General features: G+C 54.5%; 12 protein-coding genes. 5 read left to right on the forward strand and 7 right to left on the reverse strand.

Annotated elements, in window-relative coordinates; translation table 11 throughout:
• The first annotated feature begins 135 nt into the window (after nucleotides 1-135).
• The gene (locus ACLQMU_RS09780; protein ID WP_422149517.1) at nucleotides 136-570 is read left to right on the forward strand and encodes an Sjogren's syndrome/scleroderma autoantigen 1 family protein; all 435 of its coding nucleotides are present in this window, start codon (nucleotides 136-138) and stop codon (nucleotides 568-570) included.
• A gap of 397 nt (nucleotides 571-967) precedes the next feature.
• Here ACLQMU_RS09780 and ACLQMU_RS09785 read toward each other — a convergent pair whose 3' ends face one another.
• Together ACLQMU_RS09785 and glyS are read right to left on the reverse strand one after the other, a co-directional pair.
• On the reverse strand, nucleotides 968-3,205 hold the full coding sequence (locus ACLQMU_RS09785) for a DEAD/DEAH box helicase (RefSeq protein ID WP_422149518.1): 2,238 nt from the start codon (nucleotides 3,203-3,205) through the stop codon (nucleotides 968-970).
• A gap of 349 nt (nucleotides 3,206-3,554) precedes the next feature.
• Nucleotides 3,555-5,276 (reverse strand): glycine--tRNA ligase, encoded by a 1,722-nt coding sequence (gene glyS, locus ACLQMU_RS09790; protein ID WP_424040272.1) that lies wholly within the window; start codon nucleotides 5,274-5,276, stop codon nucleotides 3,555-3,557.
• 290 nt (nucleotides 5,277-5,566) lie between these two features.
• On the opposite strand from glyS, the gene ACLQMU_RS09795 reads away from it, so the two are divergent.
• The 3 genes from ACLQMU_RS09795 to ACLQMU_RS09805 all read left to right on the forward strand — a co-directional run bounded on the left by ACLQMU_RS09795 (nucleotide 5,567) and on the right by ACLQMU_RS09805 (nucleotide 8,624).
• On the forward strand, nucleotides 5,567-6,175 hold the full coding sequence (locus tag ACLQMU_RS09795; protein ID WP_422149183.1) for a response regulator receiver protein: 609 nt from the start codon (nucleotides 5,567-5,569) through the stop codon (nucleotides 6,173-6,175).
• Nucleotides 6,176-6,303: 128 nt separating this feature from the next.
• A complete protein-coding gene (locus tag ACLQMU_RS09800; protein WP_422149182.1) occupies nucleotides 6,304-6,972 on the forward strand; it encodes a metal-dependent hydrolase in 669 nt (222 codons plus the stop codon).
• Nucleotides 6,973-7,130: 158 nt separating this feature from the next.
• Complete coding sequence (locus ACLQMU_RS09805; RefSeq protein ID WP_424040274.1) at nucleotides 7,131-8,624, forward strand: RNB domain-containing ribonuclease; 1,494 nt, start codon at nucleotides 7,131-7,133, stop codon at nucleotides 8,622-8,624.
• 88 nt (nucleotides 8,625-8,712) lie between these two features.
• Here the strand turns inward: ACLQMU_RS09805 and ACLQMU_RS09810 are convergent, their stop codons facing one another.
• Together ACLQMU_RS09810 and ACLQMU_RS09815 are read right to left on the reverse strand one after the other, a co-directional pair.
• Nucleotides 8,713-10,296, reverse strand: coding sequence for a PKD domain-containing protein (locus tag ACLQMU_RS09810; protein ID WP_424040276.1), 1,584 nt, complete (start codon nucleotides 10,294-10,296; stop codon nucleotides 8,713-8,715).
• A 410-nt stretch (nucleotides 10,297-10,706) separates the two neighbouring features.
• Nucleotides 10,707-11,504: a hypothetical protein gene (locus ACLQMU_RS09815; RefSeq protein ID WP_422148681.1), complete on the reverse strand. Its 798-nt coding sequence runs from the start codon at nucleotides 11,502-11,504 to the stop codon at nucleotides 10,707-10,709.
• A gap of 43 nt (nucleotides 11,505-11,547) precedes the next feature.
• Here ACLQMU_RS09815 and metG point away from each other — a divergent pair, with 43 nt between their 5' ends.
• Nucleotides 11,548-13,536, forward strand: a complete 1,989-nt coding sequence (gene metG, locus ACLQMU_RS09820) for a methionine--tRNA ligase (protein WP_422148682.1) — start codon at nucleotides 11,548-11,550, stop codon at nucleotides 13,534-13,536.
• A 580-nt stretch (nucleotides 13,537-14,116) separates the two neighbouring features.
• Here the strand turns inward: metG and ACLQMU_RS09825 are convergent.
• The 3 genes from ACLQMU_RS09825 to ACLQMU_RS09835 all read right to left on the reverse strand — a co-directional run bounded on the left by ACLQMU_RS09825 (nucleotide 14,117) and on the right by ACLQMU_RS09835 (nucleotide 18,946).
• On the reverse strand, nucleotides 14,117-16,267 hold the full coding sequence (locus ACLQMU_RS09825) for a PAS domain-containing protein (RefSeq protein ID WP_443673677.1): 2,151 nt from the start codon (nucleotides 16,265-16,267) through the stop codon (nucleotides 14,117-14,119).
• Between the two features lie 481 nt (nucleotides 16,268-16,748).
• Nucleotides 16,749-17,351 carry a HEAT repeat domain-containing protein gene (locus ACLQMU_RS09830; protein ID WP_424040314.1) on the reverse strand — a complete coding sequence of 201 codons (603 nt, stop codon included), beginning with the start codon at nucleotides 17,349-17,351 and terminating at the stop codon, nucleotides 16,749-16,751.
• A gap of 74 nt (nucleotides 17,352-17,425) precedes the next feature.
• On the reverse strand, nucleotides 17,426-18,946 hold the full coding sequence (locus tag ACLQMU_RS09835) for a zinc ribbon domain-containing protein (RefSeq protein ID WP_422149333.1): 1,521 nt from the start codon (nucleotides 18,944-18,946) through the stop codon (nucleotides 17,426-17,428).
• Nucleotides 18,947-19,309: the final 363 nt, after the last annotated feature.

Raw genomic sequence — 19,309 nt, forward strand, 5'->3', positions numbered from 1 at the left:
CCTGGATGTGCTGCAGCATCAGGATACAGTTTTCCATTGTTTTTTCGGGATTTGGCATGGTATCACCTACCGCGTACCTGTAGTTAATACGTAGAACTCGCATATATAGTTTGAATATTAACCAGACGGTGAAGTATGCCCGAAAAGAAAGACGACGAGATCATGGCCGAGTATCTCCTGAAAGGGGGAAAGATGCTCGAAAAGGTCTGCCCGGTCTGCGGCTGCCCGATGTTTGAGTACAAGAAGAAGACCTTCTGTGTTGTCTGCGCCGAGAAAGATGCCGCGGCAAAGCTTGCGAAGAACGCAAAGGCCCCTTCAGCACCGGCAGCAGCAGCAGCAGCGACCCATTCCCACGAACACGACGCAGAGTGTTCCTGCGGCGGGGACCATGAAGCCGGGCCCTGCTCATGTGAGGATGGGGAGGGGGGTATGCTTGCCGAAGAAATTGCGATGACGGTTCATGCGCTCTGCGAACGGATCAACAACGAAAAAGACCCCAACCATATCCTGACGCTTATGACCGCGGTAAAGACCGGGGCCGAGGCACTTGAGATTTTGTGCCGGTTGTAGGATCGGCACGTTCCATAGATTTTTTGCCGGGCTGGTTTCCCCGGATCTTTTTTTCCCTGCTCCGCGAGTGCCAGTCCTGTCAGTATGCCTCACAAAATCTTCACATGACGACCGGTTTCCGTATTTCCCCATACGAGGGCTCATTCTCATAAGTGTGCCCCGGAGCACGGCGGGGCGGCTTGCCAATGCCGGATTTACCGATGAGAATACGAGTCTTCCCACCCCCTTTTGGGGTCGCTCGGGCGCCTCGTCGGGCTCGCTGGGCAGATTACCTGTTTCTTGGCTGGCAGGTAATTGAGGCCGCCGCGGGGCACTCATCGGGGCGGCGGCAGGGCATCGCTATGTTCTGGAAAGGATTTATGAAAAATAATTGGAGGAGAAAAAACGTCGGCCTCATTTACCCATACCTTCTCCGGCACAGCTCGAAGATTTTCCCGCCCGTCTTCTCGCCGATTCCCTTCACCGCGACCAGTTCCTCTGATGAAGCATTCGCAATCCCCTGGATAGAGCCAAAATGCGCGAGAAGGAGCCGGGCGTTCTTCATGCCGATCTCGGGAAACGCGGAAACAATATACTCCTGCTCATCTTTTGCCGACTTAAACGATTTATGCGGGTGGGTCTTGCGCTCGCCGCGTTCACGCTCCTCGCGCTTTGCGATCACAAAGAGCATCCTGGCGGTCTCCAGCTCGTCCCTCGTAAAGAGCAGGGTGATGCCCATATCGATGGCAAGCGCCGCAAGCACCCCCCGGAGAGCATTCGGGTTCATGTCCCTTTGCGTGTAAATGTCGCCACCCTCGATCACCATAACCGGCCGGGGCACAGCGTCGGCAAGCGCCTTTGCCTGCCCGAGAAGGTCACGGTTGATGAGAGTGTCGACAAAGTCCCGCGCGGTCTTGCGCTCGACGAGGATGCGGTCGCCGATCGCGTAGTCTCCCTGTGGCAGGCGTTCAAGCCGGATCGCCGCCCCCATGCCGGACAGTTCCTCGACGACTTTCGAAGAGGTTTCGCGATCGTCGATCCGGATCGCCGGGCCCTGCGGAGTGAACTCTTCAATCTGGGTCTGTTCAGCCACGACCGGTTGCTGGGCAGCGATTCCCTGCCCGCTCATCTGATGCAGGTTCTTCTGCATACGGCGCTCCTTGGACTGGCTCACGAACCGGTACACGTCGTCCGATGTGCCCTTGGTGGTGAGCACCACGACCCTTCCCGCTCCGGATCGGCCGGTCCGCCCCTTGCGCTGGATGGACCGGATCTCTGACGGCACCGGCTCGTAGAAGATCACGAGATCGGTGGAGGGGACATCGAGGCCCTCCTCCCCGACCGAGGTTGCGATGAGCACCTTAAACTCCCCTTCCCGGAACCGGGTGAGGGCAGCGATCTGCTTCTTCTGCGAGAGCCCTTTCTCCGCATCCTTTGTGGCCTGCCCCACGAACCGTTCGCAGGAGATCCCGTTTCTGGTCAGGTAATCGACAAGGATCTGGACGGTATCCCGGAAGGTGGCAAAGATGATGATGCGGCTGTCGGGATGGCTTGCGAGCTGCTCTTTTACGATATCGAGGACGATGGCGGGTTTGGGATGGAGTTCGCCGGTCCAGGAGAGCGTCTGCTCATAAAGGGTGCGGAAGGCCGGGTCCCTGCTCAGCCGCTGGCTGGCCTTGCTCCCCCCCGGCCCGGTCCCTTCAGCAACCAGTTTCGCGATGTACCCCTTAAAGACCTCGCTTCCCTGCGATTCTGCAAGGGTTACGGCATGCTTGAGCTTGAGGCACTCCGCGTACACCGATGCTGCCGAGTATCCCGCCGGGTCGCGGTTCTGGATCCTCTGCTGGATCTGGGCGTTGATGCCGTTTAAGTCTTTCATCGAAAGGTGATCTCTTTTCGGGACGGAAAAGCCGAGCGAGGCAAGGAGCGCCAGCCGGTCGTCGATGAGGGTATGGATGGCATGGATGGTGCTTTTGAGTTCCCCGGGAAGGTCGATCTGGTGTATTCCGATGTCGCGCTCGTAGACATAGGGGCGGACATCAGGGTCATTTTCGGTCCTGTTCTCGATCTGGGTGATACCGAGGTTTGCACAGACCTCCTGCACCTTCTCCTGCACGCCACCCGGTGATGCGGTCATGGCGAGGATGAGGGGTTTTGCTGCGGTGTCGTGATAGCGCCGGGCCAGAAATACGTACGCGTAGTTGCCCACCGCCCGGTGGCATTCATCGACAATCATGAGGGTCACATCCTGCAAGGTGTAGCGCCCCGCGATGAGATCGTTTTTGACCACCTGTGGTGTCGCGAAGATTACTTGCGCCCGCTCCCAGTCTGCTGTGCGTTCCTCAGGCGGAGCTTCCCCGGTAAACATTGCAAACGGGGATATGCCGGGGCCGGCCGGGCTCTTTGCAATTAAAAATCTCTCAAAAAACCGGAGGTGCTGCTCCACGAGCGGCTTTGTCGGGGCCAGCATCAGCACCCGGCCCCCCTCGTTGTAAATCCGGGATGCAGCTACCAGCAGGGCGATGGCTGTCTTCCCGAGCCCCGTCGGGAGGATCACCAGCGTATTCGCATCCAGTGCCTTCATCGCAATCGCAAGCTGGTATTCCCGTGACTCGATGCTGTCGGGACGGATGAGGGGATGGCTGATGCAGGGCATGTTTCTGATGAGGATTTGATCTCGCCGGGTAATATAGGGAATTGTGGGGGAGCCTCATAACGAGGAGTTTCAATAGGGCTCCACGCGGGGGGTGGTGGGATACATCAATCACTTATTATCGCGGCAGACCAGCGTAATAGGAGGGAGCCCGCCCCCTTCGGGGGTCGCTCGGGCGCCTCGTCGGGCCCTCGCTGGGCAGATTACCTGTTTTGTTAGAGTGGAAGGAAAGGTAATTGAGGCCGCCGCGGGGCGTCCTTCGGGGCGGCGGCAGGCATCGCAAATCAAAGAAAAGTACATAAGCTCTTGATGAGGTGCAATTGTAGAAATGTAAAACCAAAAAAAGGATTTTTTATCCCAAGTCCTCGAACTTCTTTTCACCCTTGATGAGAGCCCCCAGCATCTCCGGTATCTTATCGATGGCCACTCTCACCTGCTTCATGCTGTCCCGGTCCCTGATGGTGACCGTGTGCGTCTCCTTCGATTCGTAATCGACCGTGATCGCAAACGGGGTGCCGATCTCGTCCTGGCGGCGGTAGCGGCGGCCAATCGCACCGGAGTCGTCGTATTCCGCGAGGATGCCCTGGGTCTGGAGAATCGTCGTGATCTCCTTTGCGAGCGTGTCAAGCCCGTCACGGGACATGAGCGGGAAGACCGCGACCTGGACAGGGGCGACCTGCGGGGAGAGCCGGAGCACTACGCGTTTCTCGCCGTCAGCAGTGTCTTCGTCGTAGGCTTGTTCGAGAACGGCATAACACATCCGGTCGATCCCGTACGAGGGCTCGATTACGTGGGGCACGACCTCTTCGCCCCGGATATCCACGACCTCGTCCCTGACTTCGAACAGGTCGGCCGGGATATGGATCGTCTCGCCATCCACGGTGACATCTGCGCCTTCCGCGGTCGGCGTGGCGGTTTCAAGGGCGGCGAAGATTGCCTTTGCTTTCTGCCGGTACTGCTTGCCCAACACCCCCATGTTCGGAATGATGCGCCGGCGTTCGACTTTCCTTGGCGTGTCGTACTGGATGAAGACGGTCATCGAGGTGCCGCTCTGCTTTGCATGGGCGTTGAGATCGTAATTCGTCCGGTCGGCAATCCCGACGGTCTCGACCCAGCCGAATCGCCCCGAAAATACTTCTGCGTCCCAGCAGTCGGTTGCATAGTGCGCCCTCTCATCGGGGAGGTGCTGGCGGAACCGGAGCCGGTCCGGCCGGATCCCGACCGTGACCAGCAGTTCGTGGGTGAGAGCGACATAGTACGCGACGTACTCGTTCGCGATAATGCCCTTATCCACCGCCTCACGCATCGACATCTCGACCGCAGGTTCGCAGTTCTGCTGGTGGGTATACGTCAGGAGGGGCATCCGGTAATTTGTGTATCTCTTAAAGGCCGGGTGACGGTTTTTCTCGTCAGGGTGGACAAATATTTCGGCTTCTGCCTGTGTGAACTCCCGGAGCCGGATCATACCCTGCCGGGGAGATATCTCGTTCCGGTAGGACTTGCCAATTTGTACCGCGCCAAAGGGCAGCTTGTCCCGGTAGAACCGGAGCAGCCGGCCAAAGTCCACAAACATCCCCTGCGCAGTCTCGGGACGGAGGTAGCCGACCCGCTGCGAACCGGGCCCAATCGAGGTCTGGAACATCAGGTTAAAGTTGTAGACGTCGACATTCCCGAGGACTTCCCCGCAGGCAGGACATGTGCACCCTGCGATCGCGGCTGCAAGGGTCTCGTTGTCCATGGTCGCCGCCCTGCACACTCCGCCGCCTTCGGCCACGTGGTCTGCCCTGAGGTATTCCTTGCAGTGCGGGCACTGGCACATCTTGTCGGAGAATCCCTTCACGTGCCCGGACGCAATAAAGACTGCTTCCTGTGCAATCGTCGGGCATTCGATCTCGTAATATCCTTCCTGGACGACGTAAAAATGCCGCCAGATATTCTCGATCCGCCGTTTCATCATTGCGCCGAGCGGGCCGTAATCGATAAAACCGGCCACCGCCCCGTAACATTCCGAGGTGGGCCAGATAAACCCCCGGCGCCTGGCCAGATCCATCACATTCTCAAAAACATCACTCATGCAGGATCCCTGATACTATCGTCTCTTATACAGTTACACGACTCCTGACAAAAAGGCTCGTGTCCGGTTCCCGCGGGTATCCCCGCCTTACCCCTTTCGAAGTGCTGGAAACGATTACAGGGTATCCGGGATATCCCCGCCCGGATCCTGGATTTTTTTGCAAAAAAACAACAAGTGGCCAGATCTATGATCCAGACTCAAATAAAAGGTTTCTGGTCAAAAGAACAGTAAAGATAGGATTAAATAGTTGACGAAGTATTGTATATCCTAATCCCAAGATGGGGTATGCAATGACGGAAGACAAACGAAAAACACAGCTGCTGGAACTTTTCAGCACCATGTCGGGCAAGACCAAGATTGTCGAGCCGATGAAAAACATTCATGGCACCCTCAGGGATAGCGATGCGATTGAACGCGAGGTCGCGCTGGTGATGCGGGAGATCATCGAGGAGGGAATTTTCAAGACCTCGCTCAAACCGATCCAGCTCGCCAAGCTCGTCACCTCGTTTTACGCGGGAAAGAACGACACCGAGATCGCACGTGAGCTTGGTGATGAGAAACTCAGTAAGACCGTCGCCCGGGCACGGGTCAGGCTCAAGCTTTTCCGGGAACTCGATTTCAGGATGCCGTTTGACAAGGCGAAGATGGAAGACCTCGTCGCATCGGGCAAGACCATGAAGGAAGTCTCCGATGAACTCGGTGTCAGCCCGTCCACGCTGCGGGAATACCGGCATGTAATCGAGGAACAGGAAGATCCTACCATCGATCCGTATATCAACCGCATCCGTGACGTGATGGAAGACCGCGACCTTTCCGAACAGATGACGCGGAGCGCCACTTCGGACACATTGGGCGAATCCATCGATATTACTGAAGCGGAACTGATCGATGTAACATAAACACATCCCGTGTAGCATTCCGGAATTTCTTTTTTTTTAAATGATGCCGGCAGCTTAACCGGTCCGGGACTGCTTCGCACCCGCTCAACATAATAATATTCATCCCTGCAAACTCCCCATCAGCATGTATGCAACTCACCTGGCTCGGCCATGCCTGCGTGCTGCTCACCGGTACAAAAAAAGTCCTTATCGATCCCTTCATACCGGATGGCAGTGTTGCCCGGACAAACCCGGACCTCGTCCTTGTCACCCACGGGCATTACGACCACCTGGGCGAAGCCGTCGCCCTCAAAAAAACGACAGTTGCCATTGGTGAAATCGCAAAATACCTCATGGAAAAGGGCGTTACCGCCGAAGGGATGAATATTGGCGGGACCATTACCCTTGACGGTGTCACGATTACTATGACACCGGCGCTGCATTCATCCCGGATCGATGATACATCCATGGCAGGAAATGCCGGGGTGGCAGCGGGTTTTGTGGTACGGATGGATGGCGTCTGTGTATACCATGCAGGTGATACCGCCCTCTTTTCCGATATGCGCCTGATTGGCGATCTCTACCATCCCGATGTTGCTCTCCTTCCCATTGGCGGGAGATACACGATGGGGACGAGAGAAGCGATGATGGCAGCAAATTTTATCGGGGCAAAGATCGTGATACCGATCCACTATAATACGTGGGATCGGATAGCAGCAGACCCGGTATCCTTCAAAACGGCTATCGAACGGACAACGGATCTCACCGTAAAAATTCTCATCCCCGGTGAGAGTGTCGAAATTAACCCCGAAGTATAAACGAATTAATCCCTGTAAAATATATTTTTCGTCCGTTGTGCGAACACCGGTCTGCCGGTGAGAAATTCCTCGTTCATGTGCTGGCATTTCCCGGTATCCCACAGAAAGGGTACTTCCAGAAGTTTTTATGCATTCAATGAGAACTACACTCGATTGAAATGAAAAAGCACCGGCCGCATCTCCATGATATCGATCTCAGATCCATCGCGTGGCATGCCATGGAAAAATACGGTTTTGAATCCCGGTTCCCCACACAGGTGATGGATGAGGTCAACGCGATGCAGGAGCGGATCTACAGTGATATACCCGAAGGCTTCCGTGATCTCCGTGCACTCCTGTGGTCTTCGATTGATAACCACGATTCACAGGACCTCGACCAGCTGGAATACTGCGAGCGCAATCCTGAAGGCACGATCCGGGTCCGGGTCGCCATAGCAGATGTCGACTCCTACGTACAGAAGCAGTCACCCACCGATGAATATGCAGCTCACAACGGGACATCGGTCTATACCGGTATCCTTACCTTTCCGATGCTGCCGGACCGGCTCTCACACGGGATTACCTCCCTCCTGCAGGATAAAGACCGGTTGGCAGTTATTATTGAGTTTGTCGTGCAGCGCGACGGGAGTTTCTCTCCCGGAGAGGTGTACCGGGCACTGGTCCGGAACAAGGGAAAACTGGTGTACGAGACGGTGGGAGAGTGGCTGGAGGGTACCGGCCCCCTCCCGAAAAGTATAAAGGATGTCCCGGGTCTCGAAGAACAGCTTCGTCTCCAGAACGATGCGGCACAACTTCTGCGGAAATACCGCCGTGAACAAGGGGCTCTTGAGTTCGATACCCTGGAGGCAGAGGTGGTCATGGAAAATGGCGAGATACAGGGGCTGGTTACCCGTACGCCGAACCCGGCCCGGGCATTAATTGAGGAGTTCATGGTCGCGGCAAACGGTACGATGGTTGCCCGGCTGGGAGCTGCCGGTGTCCCGATGATCCAGAGAGTCGTAAAATCTCCGAGGAACTGGGCCGGGATTATCCTTGCTGCGGCAAACCTTGGGGAGACCCTGCCGGAGAAGCCGGATGCAAAAGCACTTGCAAAGTTCCTCATGAAAGAAAAAACCGTCGATCCGCTGCATTTCCCTGACCTTTCCCTTGCCGTGATAAAACTGATGGGGCCCGGCGAGTACACGATGCTTGAACCGGGTGCCACGCCGACCGGTCACTTTGCCCTTGCCGTCGTCGACTACACCCATGCGACGGCACCGAACCGGCGCTATGTCGATATTATCAACCAGCGCCAGGTAAAAGCAATCCTGATGGGAAAACCAGGTCCGTATTCTTCAAAAGAACTTTCCGACAGGGCTATGTGGCTGACCGACCGTGAGAAGGCATCCAAGAAGGTCAAACGGTTTATGAGAAAGTCCGTTGCTGCCATGCTGCTCGAGGACAGCATCGGCAAGACATTCGACGCCCTTGTCACCGGCGCCGCAGACAAAGGGACCTATGTCAGGCTTCTTGTACCGCCGGCCGAAGGCCGGGTCGTAAAAGGCGAGCAGGGGCTTCATGTCGGCCAGAACGTGCGTGTCCGGCTCTTAAAAACCGATCCCTACAACGGGTTTATTGATTTCGAGTGCATCAGCCGGGAAAAAATGGTGTAACCGGGGAGGTTCTCCCCGTTCACTTTTTAATCTCTCTTTTGCGGTCCTGCTGATGAATGGGGGCGGGAGAACGGGAGAAAAGGGTCAGTTAAAGGTCCCTGCCCCTCGATCGTCTCCTGCCACCGGATCGTCCTTTGGCATGAAGGAGAAGCGCAATGACCGCCAGAACCAGGATTACGATGCCGATAAGGGGCAGCGTCCATGAGGGTGGAGTCCCGGATGATGCAGGCTGGGCTGTTGTCTGTGTCTCAGTCGGCTGCCCGGTGGTTGCTCCCGTTGTCTGGGAGACGGTTGGGGCGACCTGAGTCGGAGCAGGCGTAGAGAAAGGTGCAGAAACGGTGATAAAACCCGGCATGGTTGTGGTATTGTGGCCTCCGGAGTTTACTGCTGTCAGGCTGACGGAATAGGTACCACTTTGGGTGTATGTGTACGACGGGTTCTGATCGGTACTCATTGACCCGTCACCAAACGACCACTGCCAGCCGATCGGAGAATTACCTGAGGTGTCGGTGAACTGGACGGTGAGCGGAGCGGTTCCTGACTGGATGTCTGCGATAAAGGAAGTGATGGGTGGGGATGCGGCATTCGTCACCGTGACAAAGGCCGGGATTGTTGTCGTGTTACTCCCTGCAGCGTTCGTGGCTCCGAGTGAGACCGCGTAGGACCCGACAGTAGAAAACGTATACACCGGGTTCTCGCTTGTGGAGATTCCGCCATCGCCGAACGACCAGTACCATCCCGTGGGGGTATTGTTTGAAGTATCGGAAAACTGGACGGTCAGGGGTGCGACACCGGAGGTCACGTTCGCCGTAAACGATGAGACAGGGACGGCTGCATTCACCGTAATATATCCCGGTTGGGTTACGGTATTGCTGCCAATGGTATTGGTAGCGGTGAGGGTGACATCATAGGTTCCGGGAGCGGTATACGTATGCGACGGGTTCTGGAGCGTGGAGGTGCTGCCGTCCCCGAAGGACCATACCCATGAATTCGGGGTGTTGGTTGAGGCATCCACAAACTGGACCGTCAGGGGTTCGTATCCTGAAGTCACCGTCGATTTGAACAAGGCGGTCGGGGTGACGGTCACCTGGTTTGCGGTGATATAATTGGTCAGTGAGGTGGTATTGCTCCCTGCAGAGTTGGTGGCAGTGAGGGTAACCGTATACGCGCCCCTGGTTGTATAGGTATAAACCGGGTTGGGACTTGTGGAGACTCCTCCGTCCCCGAAGGACCATACCCACGAACTTGGGGAATTGGTCGAGGTGTCCACAAACTGGACGGTGAGTGGAACGAATCCCGAGGTAATATTCGTTACGAAAGAAACGACAGGTACGGATGAAGCCTTCGTTACAGTAACATATCCCGCATTGGTGAACGTATTGCTGCCTGCAGTGTTTGTTGCGATCAGGGTAACGGTATAGATTCCGGCAGTTGTGTAGGTATGCGTCGGATCCTGGAGTGAGGAGATTCCGCCATCACCGAACAGCCATGTCCATGATGTCGGTGTATTTACGGAAGTGTCTATGAATTGCACGGTGAACGGGACCGTTCCTGAGGTGACATTCGATATGAACGATGCCACAGGAACAGCAGGAGCCCCCGTGACCGGGCTCGTGAGAATTACTCCTGAAACCAGGACAAGAAATATCCAAAACACAGGTTTCGATCTCATGCTGATCCGTCCGATGCTTTTTTTCCCGGGGATGCTATGATATATGTGCGCTGCATATAATCCCTCGCCTTCCATTGTACCAATGCTTTTATCTCTTGTTATTAATGCTTACTCCAAGGTGATGGCGTGAAAGATGCCCTGCCGGCATCCGGCCGAATTTCTTTTACGGGGAATCGGCACCCGATGACCCTCTCTTCCAGAAATACCGGGGACGTCCTTTATGATGGATATTCCGTATCTCCTTAAACCAGGTAATAGCACATGACAGCGCGTATGACCGTGGTGCCTGGCTCTGGCATATACCCTGCCTGAAGACAACCCCTACGACGTATATTCTTGCTCAAAACAGGGAAACCACATATGGCGTATTGATGGGATTGCGGACGATATGCCTGATTTGGCGATGCACTTCATTTCATGTACACTGCGCTTTCCACGAGTTTTTTCCAGTAAGTGTCGCATGCATCCGTGCAATAACCCCCGGCCGTCACCTGGTCCGGGTCAAGGTGCGATAATGCAAACCGGATTCCGGTTTCATCCGGATCCATCATGATAAACCGGTGGATATCGTACTCGTTTGCAAGATCGAACACTGTTTCCAGCATATTGTTGCCCGCTGCCACCTGCTGCTGGTATTCCATGAGTGTCGCAAGGTCCTCCTGGTCCGGCGCCGGTGAAAAAAAGAAGATTTTCTTCCCGGCCAATATTGAAATTTCTGTTTCCTCCACTCTGTCACAGATGATTACATGCCCCCCGATCCCTGCGTCGCGCATCGCCCGCATCAGGGTACGGTAGGCTCCCGTGATCGCATCATTCCATTCATCATCGTCACCATAATACCTGTTGGTGATGCCAAGGGTATGCGGGGCGGGGAATGCGCACCATACATCCTTTTTCTGTGCGGCAAGCATCAGGGCGTCCTCAATGAGTGCACCGGGATCCACATCCAGCTCCCCGATGACACTATTCCGTTCATCGTTCAGGCCGGCGAAGCTCTCCAGGATCCGGTCGCGGCAGAAGAGACCGCCGGCACACGGGAACATAATGCCGGAACCGATCTGGGGGGCAAGCGATGCATCGAGCCGGAACGCGTGCAGATCAGCTGCAGTTCCCCGGTGCTCCGCGACCCAGCCGGCGAGCGCGGCGACATCCGGCGTACCAGGTTCCGCACCAAATGCCCGTGTCGGAAGCGGAACGATCTTTGTCATAGTACAGGAATTATTACGTATCAGATGCTAAAAAGTACCTTCAATGACAAAACCACCGCTGCTGGTTACCTGCGGGCTCCCGTACACGAACGGGCCCTGCCATCTTGGTCATCTGCGAACGTACGTCCCCGCCGACTGTTACGTCCGCTACATGCGGCGGATGGGTGAAGAGGTCGTGTTTGTCTCGGGCTCGGACAACCATGGGACGCCGATCGTGGTCTCGGCAGAAGAGCAGGGAACCTCTCCCCGGGCGCTTTCCGAGCGGTATCACCGGCACTTCGATGAGACCTTCAAGAGGATCGGGGTCAACTTCGATTATTTCGGCATGACCGACGACCCGGTGAACCATCACCGGACTCAGGAGATCATGAGCCGGCTCGTGAAAAACGGCTATGTCTATATGCAGGTCGTCCACCAGGCATACTGCCCGAAGTGCAGGCGTTTCCTCCCGGATCGGTACGTGGAGGGCACCTGTCCTTATTGCGGCAAGCAGGCACGGGGGGACGAGTGCGACCAGGGCTGCGGCAAGCACCTTGAGCCGGGCGAGATCAAGGACCCGGTCTGCAAGGTCTGCGGGACAAAGGCGGAGTTCCGCGACCAGGAACATTATTTCTTCAAACTCTCTGCGTTCAAGGACTATCTCCTGCCCTTCCTGGACCGGCTCAAAGGCACGAGCAACGCAAAGAACTATGCGATCGGCTGGATCAAGGACGAGTTGCATGACTGGTGCATCACCCGCACGCTCGAATGGGGAGTAAAATTTCCCGGCCGCGACGATCTCGTGGTCTATGTCTGGGTCGACGCCCCGATCGGCTACATCGCGTTCACGGAAGAGTGGGCAGCAAAGGCCAAAAAAGACTGGAGACGGTACTGGTGCGGGGACAACCGGGTCACGCATTTCATCGGCGGGGACATAATTTACCATCACTGCATCTTCTGGCCGGCCCTTTTAAAAGGCGCCGGGTACGGTGAACCGCATGCCGTCGTTGCAAGCGGGATGGTGAAAGTCGACGACCACAAGTTCTCGAAGTCCCGGGGCTACGTGGTCTGGACAAACGAGGATTATCTCGACAAGGGTCTCCCTGCCGATTACCTGCGGTACTACCTGCTCGCGTACACGAGCCACACAAAGGAACTTAATTTCTCGTGGAAAGTCTTTGGCGAACGGATCAACAACGAAGTGGTCAATATTTTAGGGAACTTCGTGTACCGCACGCTCTTCTTTGCGCATAAGGAGTTTGGCGGGGTACCGGACGGCATGGTCGATCCGGCGATCCTTGCCGAGATTGAAAAGTGCCAGGAAAATGTGACTGTTCAGATGCAGGCATATGAGTTCAAAGGCGCTGTCGATACGATTATGGCGCTCGCTGCGTTCGGGAACACGTATATCCAGACCAGTGCCCCGTGGAAACTCATAAAAACCGACCGGGCCGCTGCGGCACAGGTCATAAAAAATGGTATCCAGATTGCAAAAGCCCTTGCCCTCCTTATCGAGCCGGTGATGCCGGCAAAGGCGCAGGAATGCTGGGCGCAGCTGGGATATTCCGATGCTGTTACGACGCACAGAATCGAAGAGGGAACAGAAACCATACCTGCCTGCCAGGTTCCCCCCCCGGCTCCGTTGTTTGCCCGGCTCGAAGAAAACCAGATCCAAGAGCTGGATGCAGTGCTCCAGCAGCGTGTCCGCGAAGCCAATAAGAAAACGGAGAAGACACCGATGATTTCAATTGAAGATTTCAGTAAGGTCGAGATGAAGACAGGTATAGTGCTTGCAGCAGAAGCGATCCCAAAATCAGGCAAGCTGTTGAAACTTCAGGTAGATACCGGAGGGGAGACCCGGCAGATCGTAAGCGGGATCGCACAGTTCTATAACCCCGTGGAACTGGTGGGAAAAGGTGTCATCGTGCTCACAAACCTCGCGCCGGCAAAAATCTTCGGTGTAGAGAGCAACGGTATGATCCTTGCAGCAGGGGATACGGCATCCCTTCTCACTTCAGAAAAACCGGTGGAACCGGGGACGAAGATCCGGTAGAATTTGGGGTACCCTGTTCGATTTTTTCATTGGCGGTCCGCAAGCGGGGCATTGAGAGAAGCCGGCTGCTTTCTCCAACGGTCATCTTCCCATGGTGAGACGTAAAAACACGCACTGGTGCACGGGGAGATTGACCGGGACTATTCCCGTGATAAAAACGACAGGATGATTCTCCTGTGAAAATTCCATGATTTGCCCGGAACGGGATGTCAGCCGGGTGCCGCATGCGGGAACCGGGTATTATTATCGGGGCCCTTGTATCACTATCCTACCGGTTGGCTGATTACCGGAACTGATACCGGTAAAAAGTGCTCTGGAGAAATCCATGAGCAGATTGTATGAACGCTTTTTTAGGTTTCCCGGCTATTCTTGCATTCGCCCCGCACGCGTGTGGCATCCCCCGCTTCGCGATAGTGTTGTACTACCTGTACTCAGGCATGCCCCCGACACAGGTAATACGAAAAGCATCGTATGTGCACCCCGTCCCCCTCGGGGGACTGGTGGGGCAAGAGGGGGGCTGCACAAATTTAAAAACAGGTTTTCTACAAAGCAGTAAAAAGCCATGATATGCCCGGTTCTTTTACTTCTTATTCCTGAACCTCCCTTTTGGCACCACCATTTCGAAGCGTATGCCCTGTCCCGGCGTGCCGGTCTCAGCGATAGTAATTCCGGTAAAGCCGAGCAATTCCCGGATTACAAAAAGGCTGACCATATTTTCGCTGCTGTACCCGAATTCGAAAATCCGATCTTTCTCACCGGGGGAAATGCCCTTGCCGTCATCTTCATAGAAAAGAACGAGAGACTCCCCGCTTTGGCGGGCCGTCATTTGTATTTTCGAGAGTGCAGGTCCTCCATGCTGGAATGACTGGGATAACAGGCTGAAGAGGATCCGGGGGAGTAACGGATCAGCAAAGATCTCGACGTCACCTACCCTGGAACTGATATCAACGTTAGGTTCGGGCAGCATCTGGATCGCTTCGGCAAATGCCTGATTCACCGATTGCCATTTAGGTGTGATGATACCGGGGCTCTGGAATGCCCTCTCATATGCAATCTGGTTCCTGATGGATTCCACCGATCCAATGGTCTTGTCAAAGAACGTCTGCATCGCTTCCCGCGTGGTCTTGAGCTGGGCCCTCTCGAGATAAGTCATGATAACGGCAAGCTGTTCGAGAATATCACTTCGGGTAATGCTGAATATCAGGTCCTTTTTAAGGGTGACGGCCTCATCGGTTACATCTTCGGCGATACCGAGCATGTACCTGACGGATCTCTGAGAATCATAGATCGGGACGACGATCATGTGGATAACACACTGCCCCCGCGTTTTTGTCGTGATCTTCTTATACTTGATCTCCACCCGTGAGGCAAGAGCCTCCGCATCCTCTCTTTTTATCTGTGCCGCCATAGCAGCGGGGAATATTTCTTCGTCCGTCTTCCCAATCACATCCAGTGCCTTGCGCTCAAAGATCTCTTCGCTTGCCCGGTTCCAGAAAACGTATTTTCCCATATCCATTTTTTTAAGAAAGATTCCCACCGGTATCTGATCGATAAGATCCTGGTGGAAGACCTCCTCGTCATTGAGTTTCTGGTCTGCGGTCTTGAGCGAATCCACCATCGTATTGATGCTCTTTTCCAGAATCACAAATTCCCGGGCCGCTGTCGTACCGATCCGGTGTTCAAAATTACCGCTGGCAATAATATCTGCATCATGGGCAATGTTCTCTATGGGTCGGGTCATTCTCCGGGAAAGCCAATATGCAAGGATGCACCCGATCACAATAGCACACCCTCCAAACAAGAGGTGGACAAAAACGAGACGGTTAAGAGCATTCCGGACCCGTCCGGTATCATAGGTGAGTACTACGATCCTGCTCATATCGGAACCAAATTCGGGATTTTCGAGATCGACAAAAAGGTACCGGGTTTCCGTGTGGTTTACCGGGTCATCGGTTTCTGTAGTCTGCCGGCTGGCAATTACCTGCCTGAGAACCGTCTCCGTACGATTGTCCGGCAGGCTGTTGTCATCTGTACTGCGCCCCATCATATCAAAAATGTGGTACTCGTCGATAAATGGATTAAAAGAAACAAATCTTGCAATAGTATCTTTATCATCCAGCCTGAGATTGGTCTCGTTGAAAGAGGGTGATGAATAGCCTAGCTCCATAACATACCGGTGATCCGGCGTAGGCTGGTAGGCATATTTACGAAACGTACCGGTGTCCGGTATCTCCCGGACCACGCGATCCGGGAAGAAACCCTGCGACAGCCTGACCTTTGTCAGGTACAGGTAAAAGTAGGGAATATTGCGGAAATCTTCTCCCTGTTCAGGAGGATACGTGGTGTAGACGATCACGCCGGACTCGTTGATGACATAGATATCGTATCCTTCGCCTGGGATCTCTTTGACCCTGGTAAGGTTCATGTCTGCCGGATTTTCACCGGAACGATTGTATTCGGCAAAGAGTATGTCAAACCCGCTTACCATCTGCTGATCGAGCTGATCATCTATAATGGTGGTGGCCGTGTCATCCAGATGCAGTGCTGCAGTAATGCTGTCTTCGGTCTGAACCTGAAGGTTGGAAAATTCGTTATCGGTCATGTTTTTGAGATCGATATAATCATACACGGTCATGATGGCGACAAGAAAAATGACCAGAACAATCATCACGACAAGAAGCGAATGGGAGAAAGAACGGGTTTTTTCAGATAATGGTTTATTATTTCCCAAACGGTATCACCGTGCGGTATACAGGCTGGTGCGGTTGTGGCCTTTGATTATTGTGATCACTTACCTGACGTGATAAAGGTACGCAATTAATTTTTCACTCCCGGTAAGTGGGCAAAAATGTGGCTCCGGGAGAAAAGAGTGGCGTTTTACAGATTACAAACACATGCTGAAGGAGGGGGCAGGAGCACTTCTCCTGAACCGCTCACCTGCAGTACCAGGATGCTGGATCCTCTTTACAGGAGATATCACGTTATAACGGATTCCATGGAGAGGGAGAGAAAAAGGCAGAACTTGTCCGGGCGTCCTCCCCCGGGGGAGATCTTCTGATGATTTCTGCAGGGAGCCCTGAAAAGGAATTCTTCCCGTATTGATGATTTTTCGGCAGAGGGGTATTGACAAAAGACCGCTCATCGTGCGAGTGCTGCCGGCTCCCTCCCGTTGTGGTATCAGGTATTGTGAGGAGGGATCTTTTCGGACCGTACTATTTCAGCGCCTCGTTCATTGCTTCTTTGACCTTCTCATCATTTTCGTTTGCAAGAGCGTCCCTGAGGGCCGTCTTTGCATTCTCACCGCCAATTGCAGAGAGAGCCCTCACGGCCATTGTTCTCACAAACCGGTTATCGTCTTTTAAGAGAATGATCAGCGGATCGATTGCCGTAGAATCCTTCAGATCGGTCAGCCCTTTCGCGGCCATATATCTGACATGGTCGCGGTTATCCCGGAGACCCTGGACAAGTGGCTTTATGGCCTTCTCATCGGCAAGTTTCCCGAGCGCTTCGGCGGCACGGTACCGTGTCTCCCATTTGGGATCTTTCATAGCATCAGCCAGAGGTTCGGTTGCTGCTTTCCCGGTAGCAACCAGCGAAAGCATTGCCTGTTGCCGTACGGATTTGTCCAAATCCCCGAACGCTTCGATTAAGGGTCTGATGGCCAGTGGCGTTCTTGCATTTCCCAGCAGGTAAGCCGCATACCTCCTGAACGCCGGGTCAGCACTGTTATGCAGGGTACTGATCAGGACATCAATACCCTGCTTCGCAAGATTTTCCGCTCCTTTTGGAACCGGGGGCCTGGTGGTATCTGTCATGGTCTGTTCACATCAACTACTATGGTCATGTATATATTAACAGTTGTACGTGGAAAAAGAGGAAAACGGGCCGATTACACAGATGCAGTAACCGTGACATTCCCGTAGGACGCGCTGGTATTGCCGGTCTTGAGCTGGATTCCGTTATTGTAGATACTCACGGTCAATGCATGTGTGGTGGTTTTGTCGTTTTTCTGGAAAGTCGCTGTCACTGTCCCGGTGGCGTTTGCGATCTGATACTGCCTTGCTCCCGAGTCCCCGGGGACATTCGTGGTTACGCCACCGGAACTATACGAGCCGTTGAAACCGCCGAGATAATTGACAATGACATAGACCCCCGTCTGGGGGATGGAAACCGGTGTTTGGGTTACCAGTACAACCGTGGTGTTAGTACTGCTGGCGGATGTTGTCGTTTTGGGAGCAATTGTAGGAGTAGCGGTAGCAGATACCGTGGAACTGTGGAGGGCATTTCCCAGCGAACCCATCCTTGGCAGGACAACGACCGCCGCGACCACAGCGATGAGAATGATTACGAGGATTCCTGCAACAAGAAGAATTTTCTTTTTGTTTTTGGGTTTTTTCGGTGGTGGCGGGACTGCCGTGGGCATAGATGATGGAATGAGAGGTGTCGGGCCCAGGTCTTTGGGGGAGAAGAGCTGAGGCATAAACCGTTTTTTCGCCAGAGGGGCAGCAGCAGGGACCGCTCTGGCTGCTACCGGGTGGTCCGGGACGACAGGTCTCATGGAGACTGGTTCCGGGGGAACGGGGGGGAATACATCCGGCTCTTCCCGGGCTGTACGACGGGGATAGGTCGGGACTGTTTCCGGGGATTTTTCGATCAGAGGTTCTATGTACACCTTATCGTGATCGATCGGGCGCTCTCGCTCTTTTTGGGCTGGCGATACTGGTATCGATGGACCTCCTGCTGAAGGCTGTGCCTGAGGTGTTTCTCCCGGACGTACAATCCGCGAACCACACTTGTTACAAAATTCGGACTCATCCGGTACCTTTGAACCACACCGGGTACAATAGGTGCCGAGTACCGTTTCAGGTACTGGTTTGGGGGCAGGTGACGGAGCCTGCCAGGACTCCGGGGGATCTTCTACAATCTTTTTTACAGAAAGGGGAGATTCGGTCGGCTGCAGGGGGGATGCCGGGGACCCGACCTGCCCGAAGGATTGTGGTGCCGCCTTGTTCAGCTCCGCTGGTGGGGTCCCGATGCCCGGGATGACCTTCCGAACCACCTGTTCAAACGAAGGGGTAAGATGAGCCCGGATATGGCGGACCCATTCATCCCTCTCCTTAACCCGGTTTCCCCCGCCTGCCCGGGAGAAGGTCAGCACCATCTGCCGTGCTCCACCGGTCTTGGTAATGACCCCAAGCGTTATGACAAGATCCCGGATTGCATTCTCCCCCCCTTCAATGGACTGGATAGTAGCAAGCGGGATCTCTTTGGGCGGCAGGAGGTTCTTTAACCTGTCAACGAGGATAATGCGTTTGTTGGTGAGGATTGCTTCAAAAGAAATCGATTTTACGTGGACACCCTGCGTCCGTATGAGTATCTGTTCGTCACCCTGTAACTCTGGATCATCCATACTGGTTCTCCCTCCCACTATTCTTTCAATCTTGGGATGTCTGCCGAGAAAAAGATATTTGTCCGTGTCCTTTCACGCCCATGAAGCTAAATAAATCGATTATCCTTATAGTATAAAGGCCATCGAATCCGGAAGTGGACCGTGACGGGCGCGTACTCCTTTGAGCGTTTTCGCGGCAAGCATCCGTGTCCTGATAACGGACAGAAAAACTCCGCAGTCCTTTGCGGGCGGAATGCCGGGAGCCAGCTTCAGAGCTCACCGGATAATCCCCGGTCAAAAACACATTTTTTATGATGTGGTTCTGGATAAAGGTCAGTTCTGTCATCAACTGCCGGTCTGGAATCCCTGCTGCAGCAAGAGGCC

The sequence above is a fragment of the Methanoregula sp. genome (assembly GCF_052325125.1).
Lineage (GTDB): Archaea > Halobacteriota > Methanomicrobia > Methanomicrobiales > Methanospirillaceae > Methanoregula.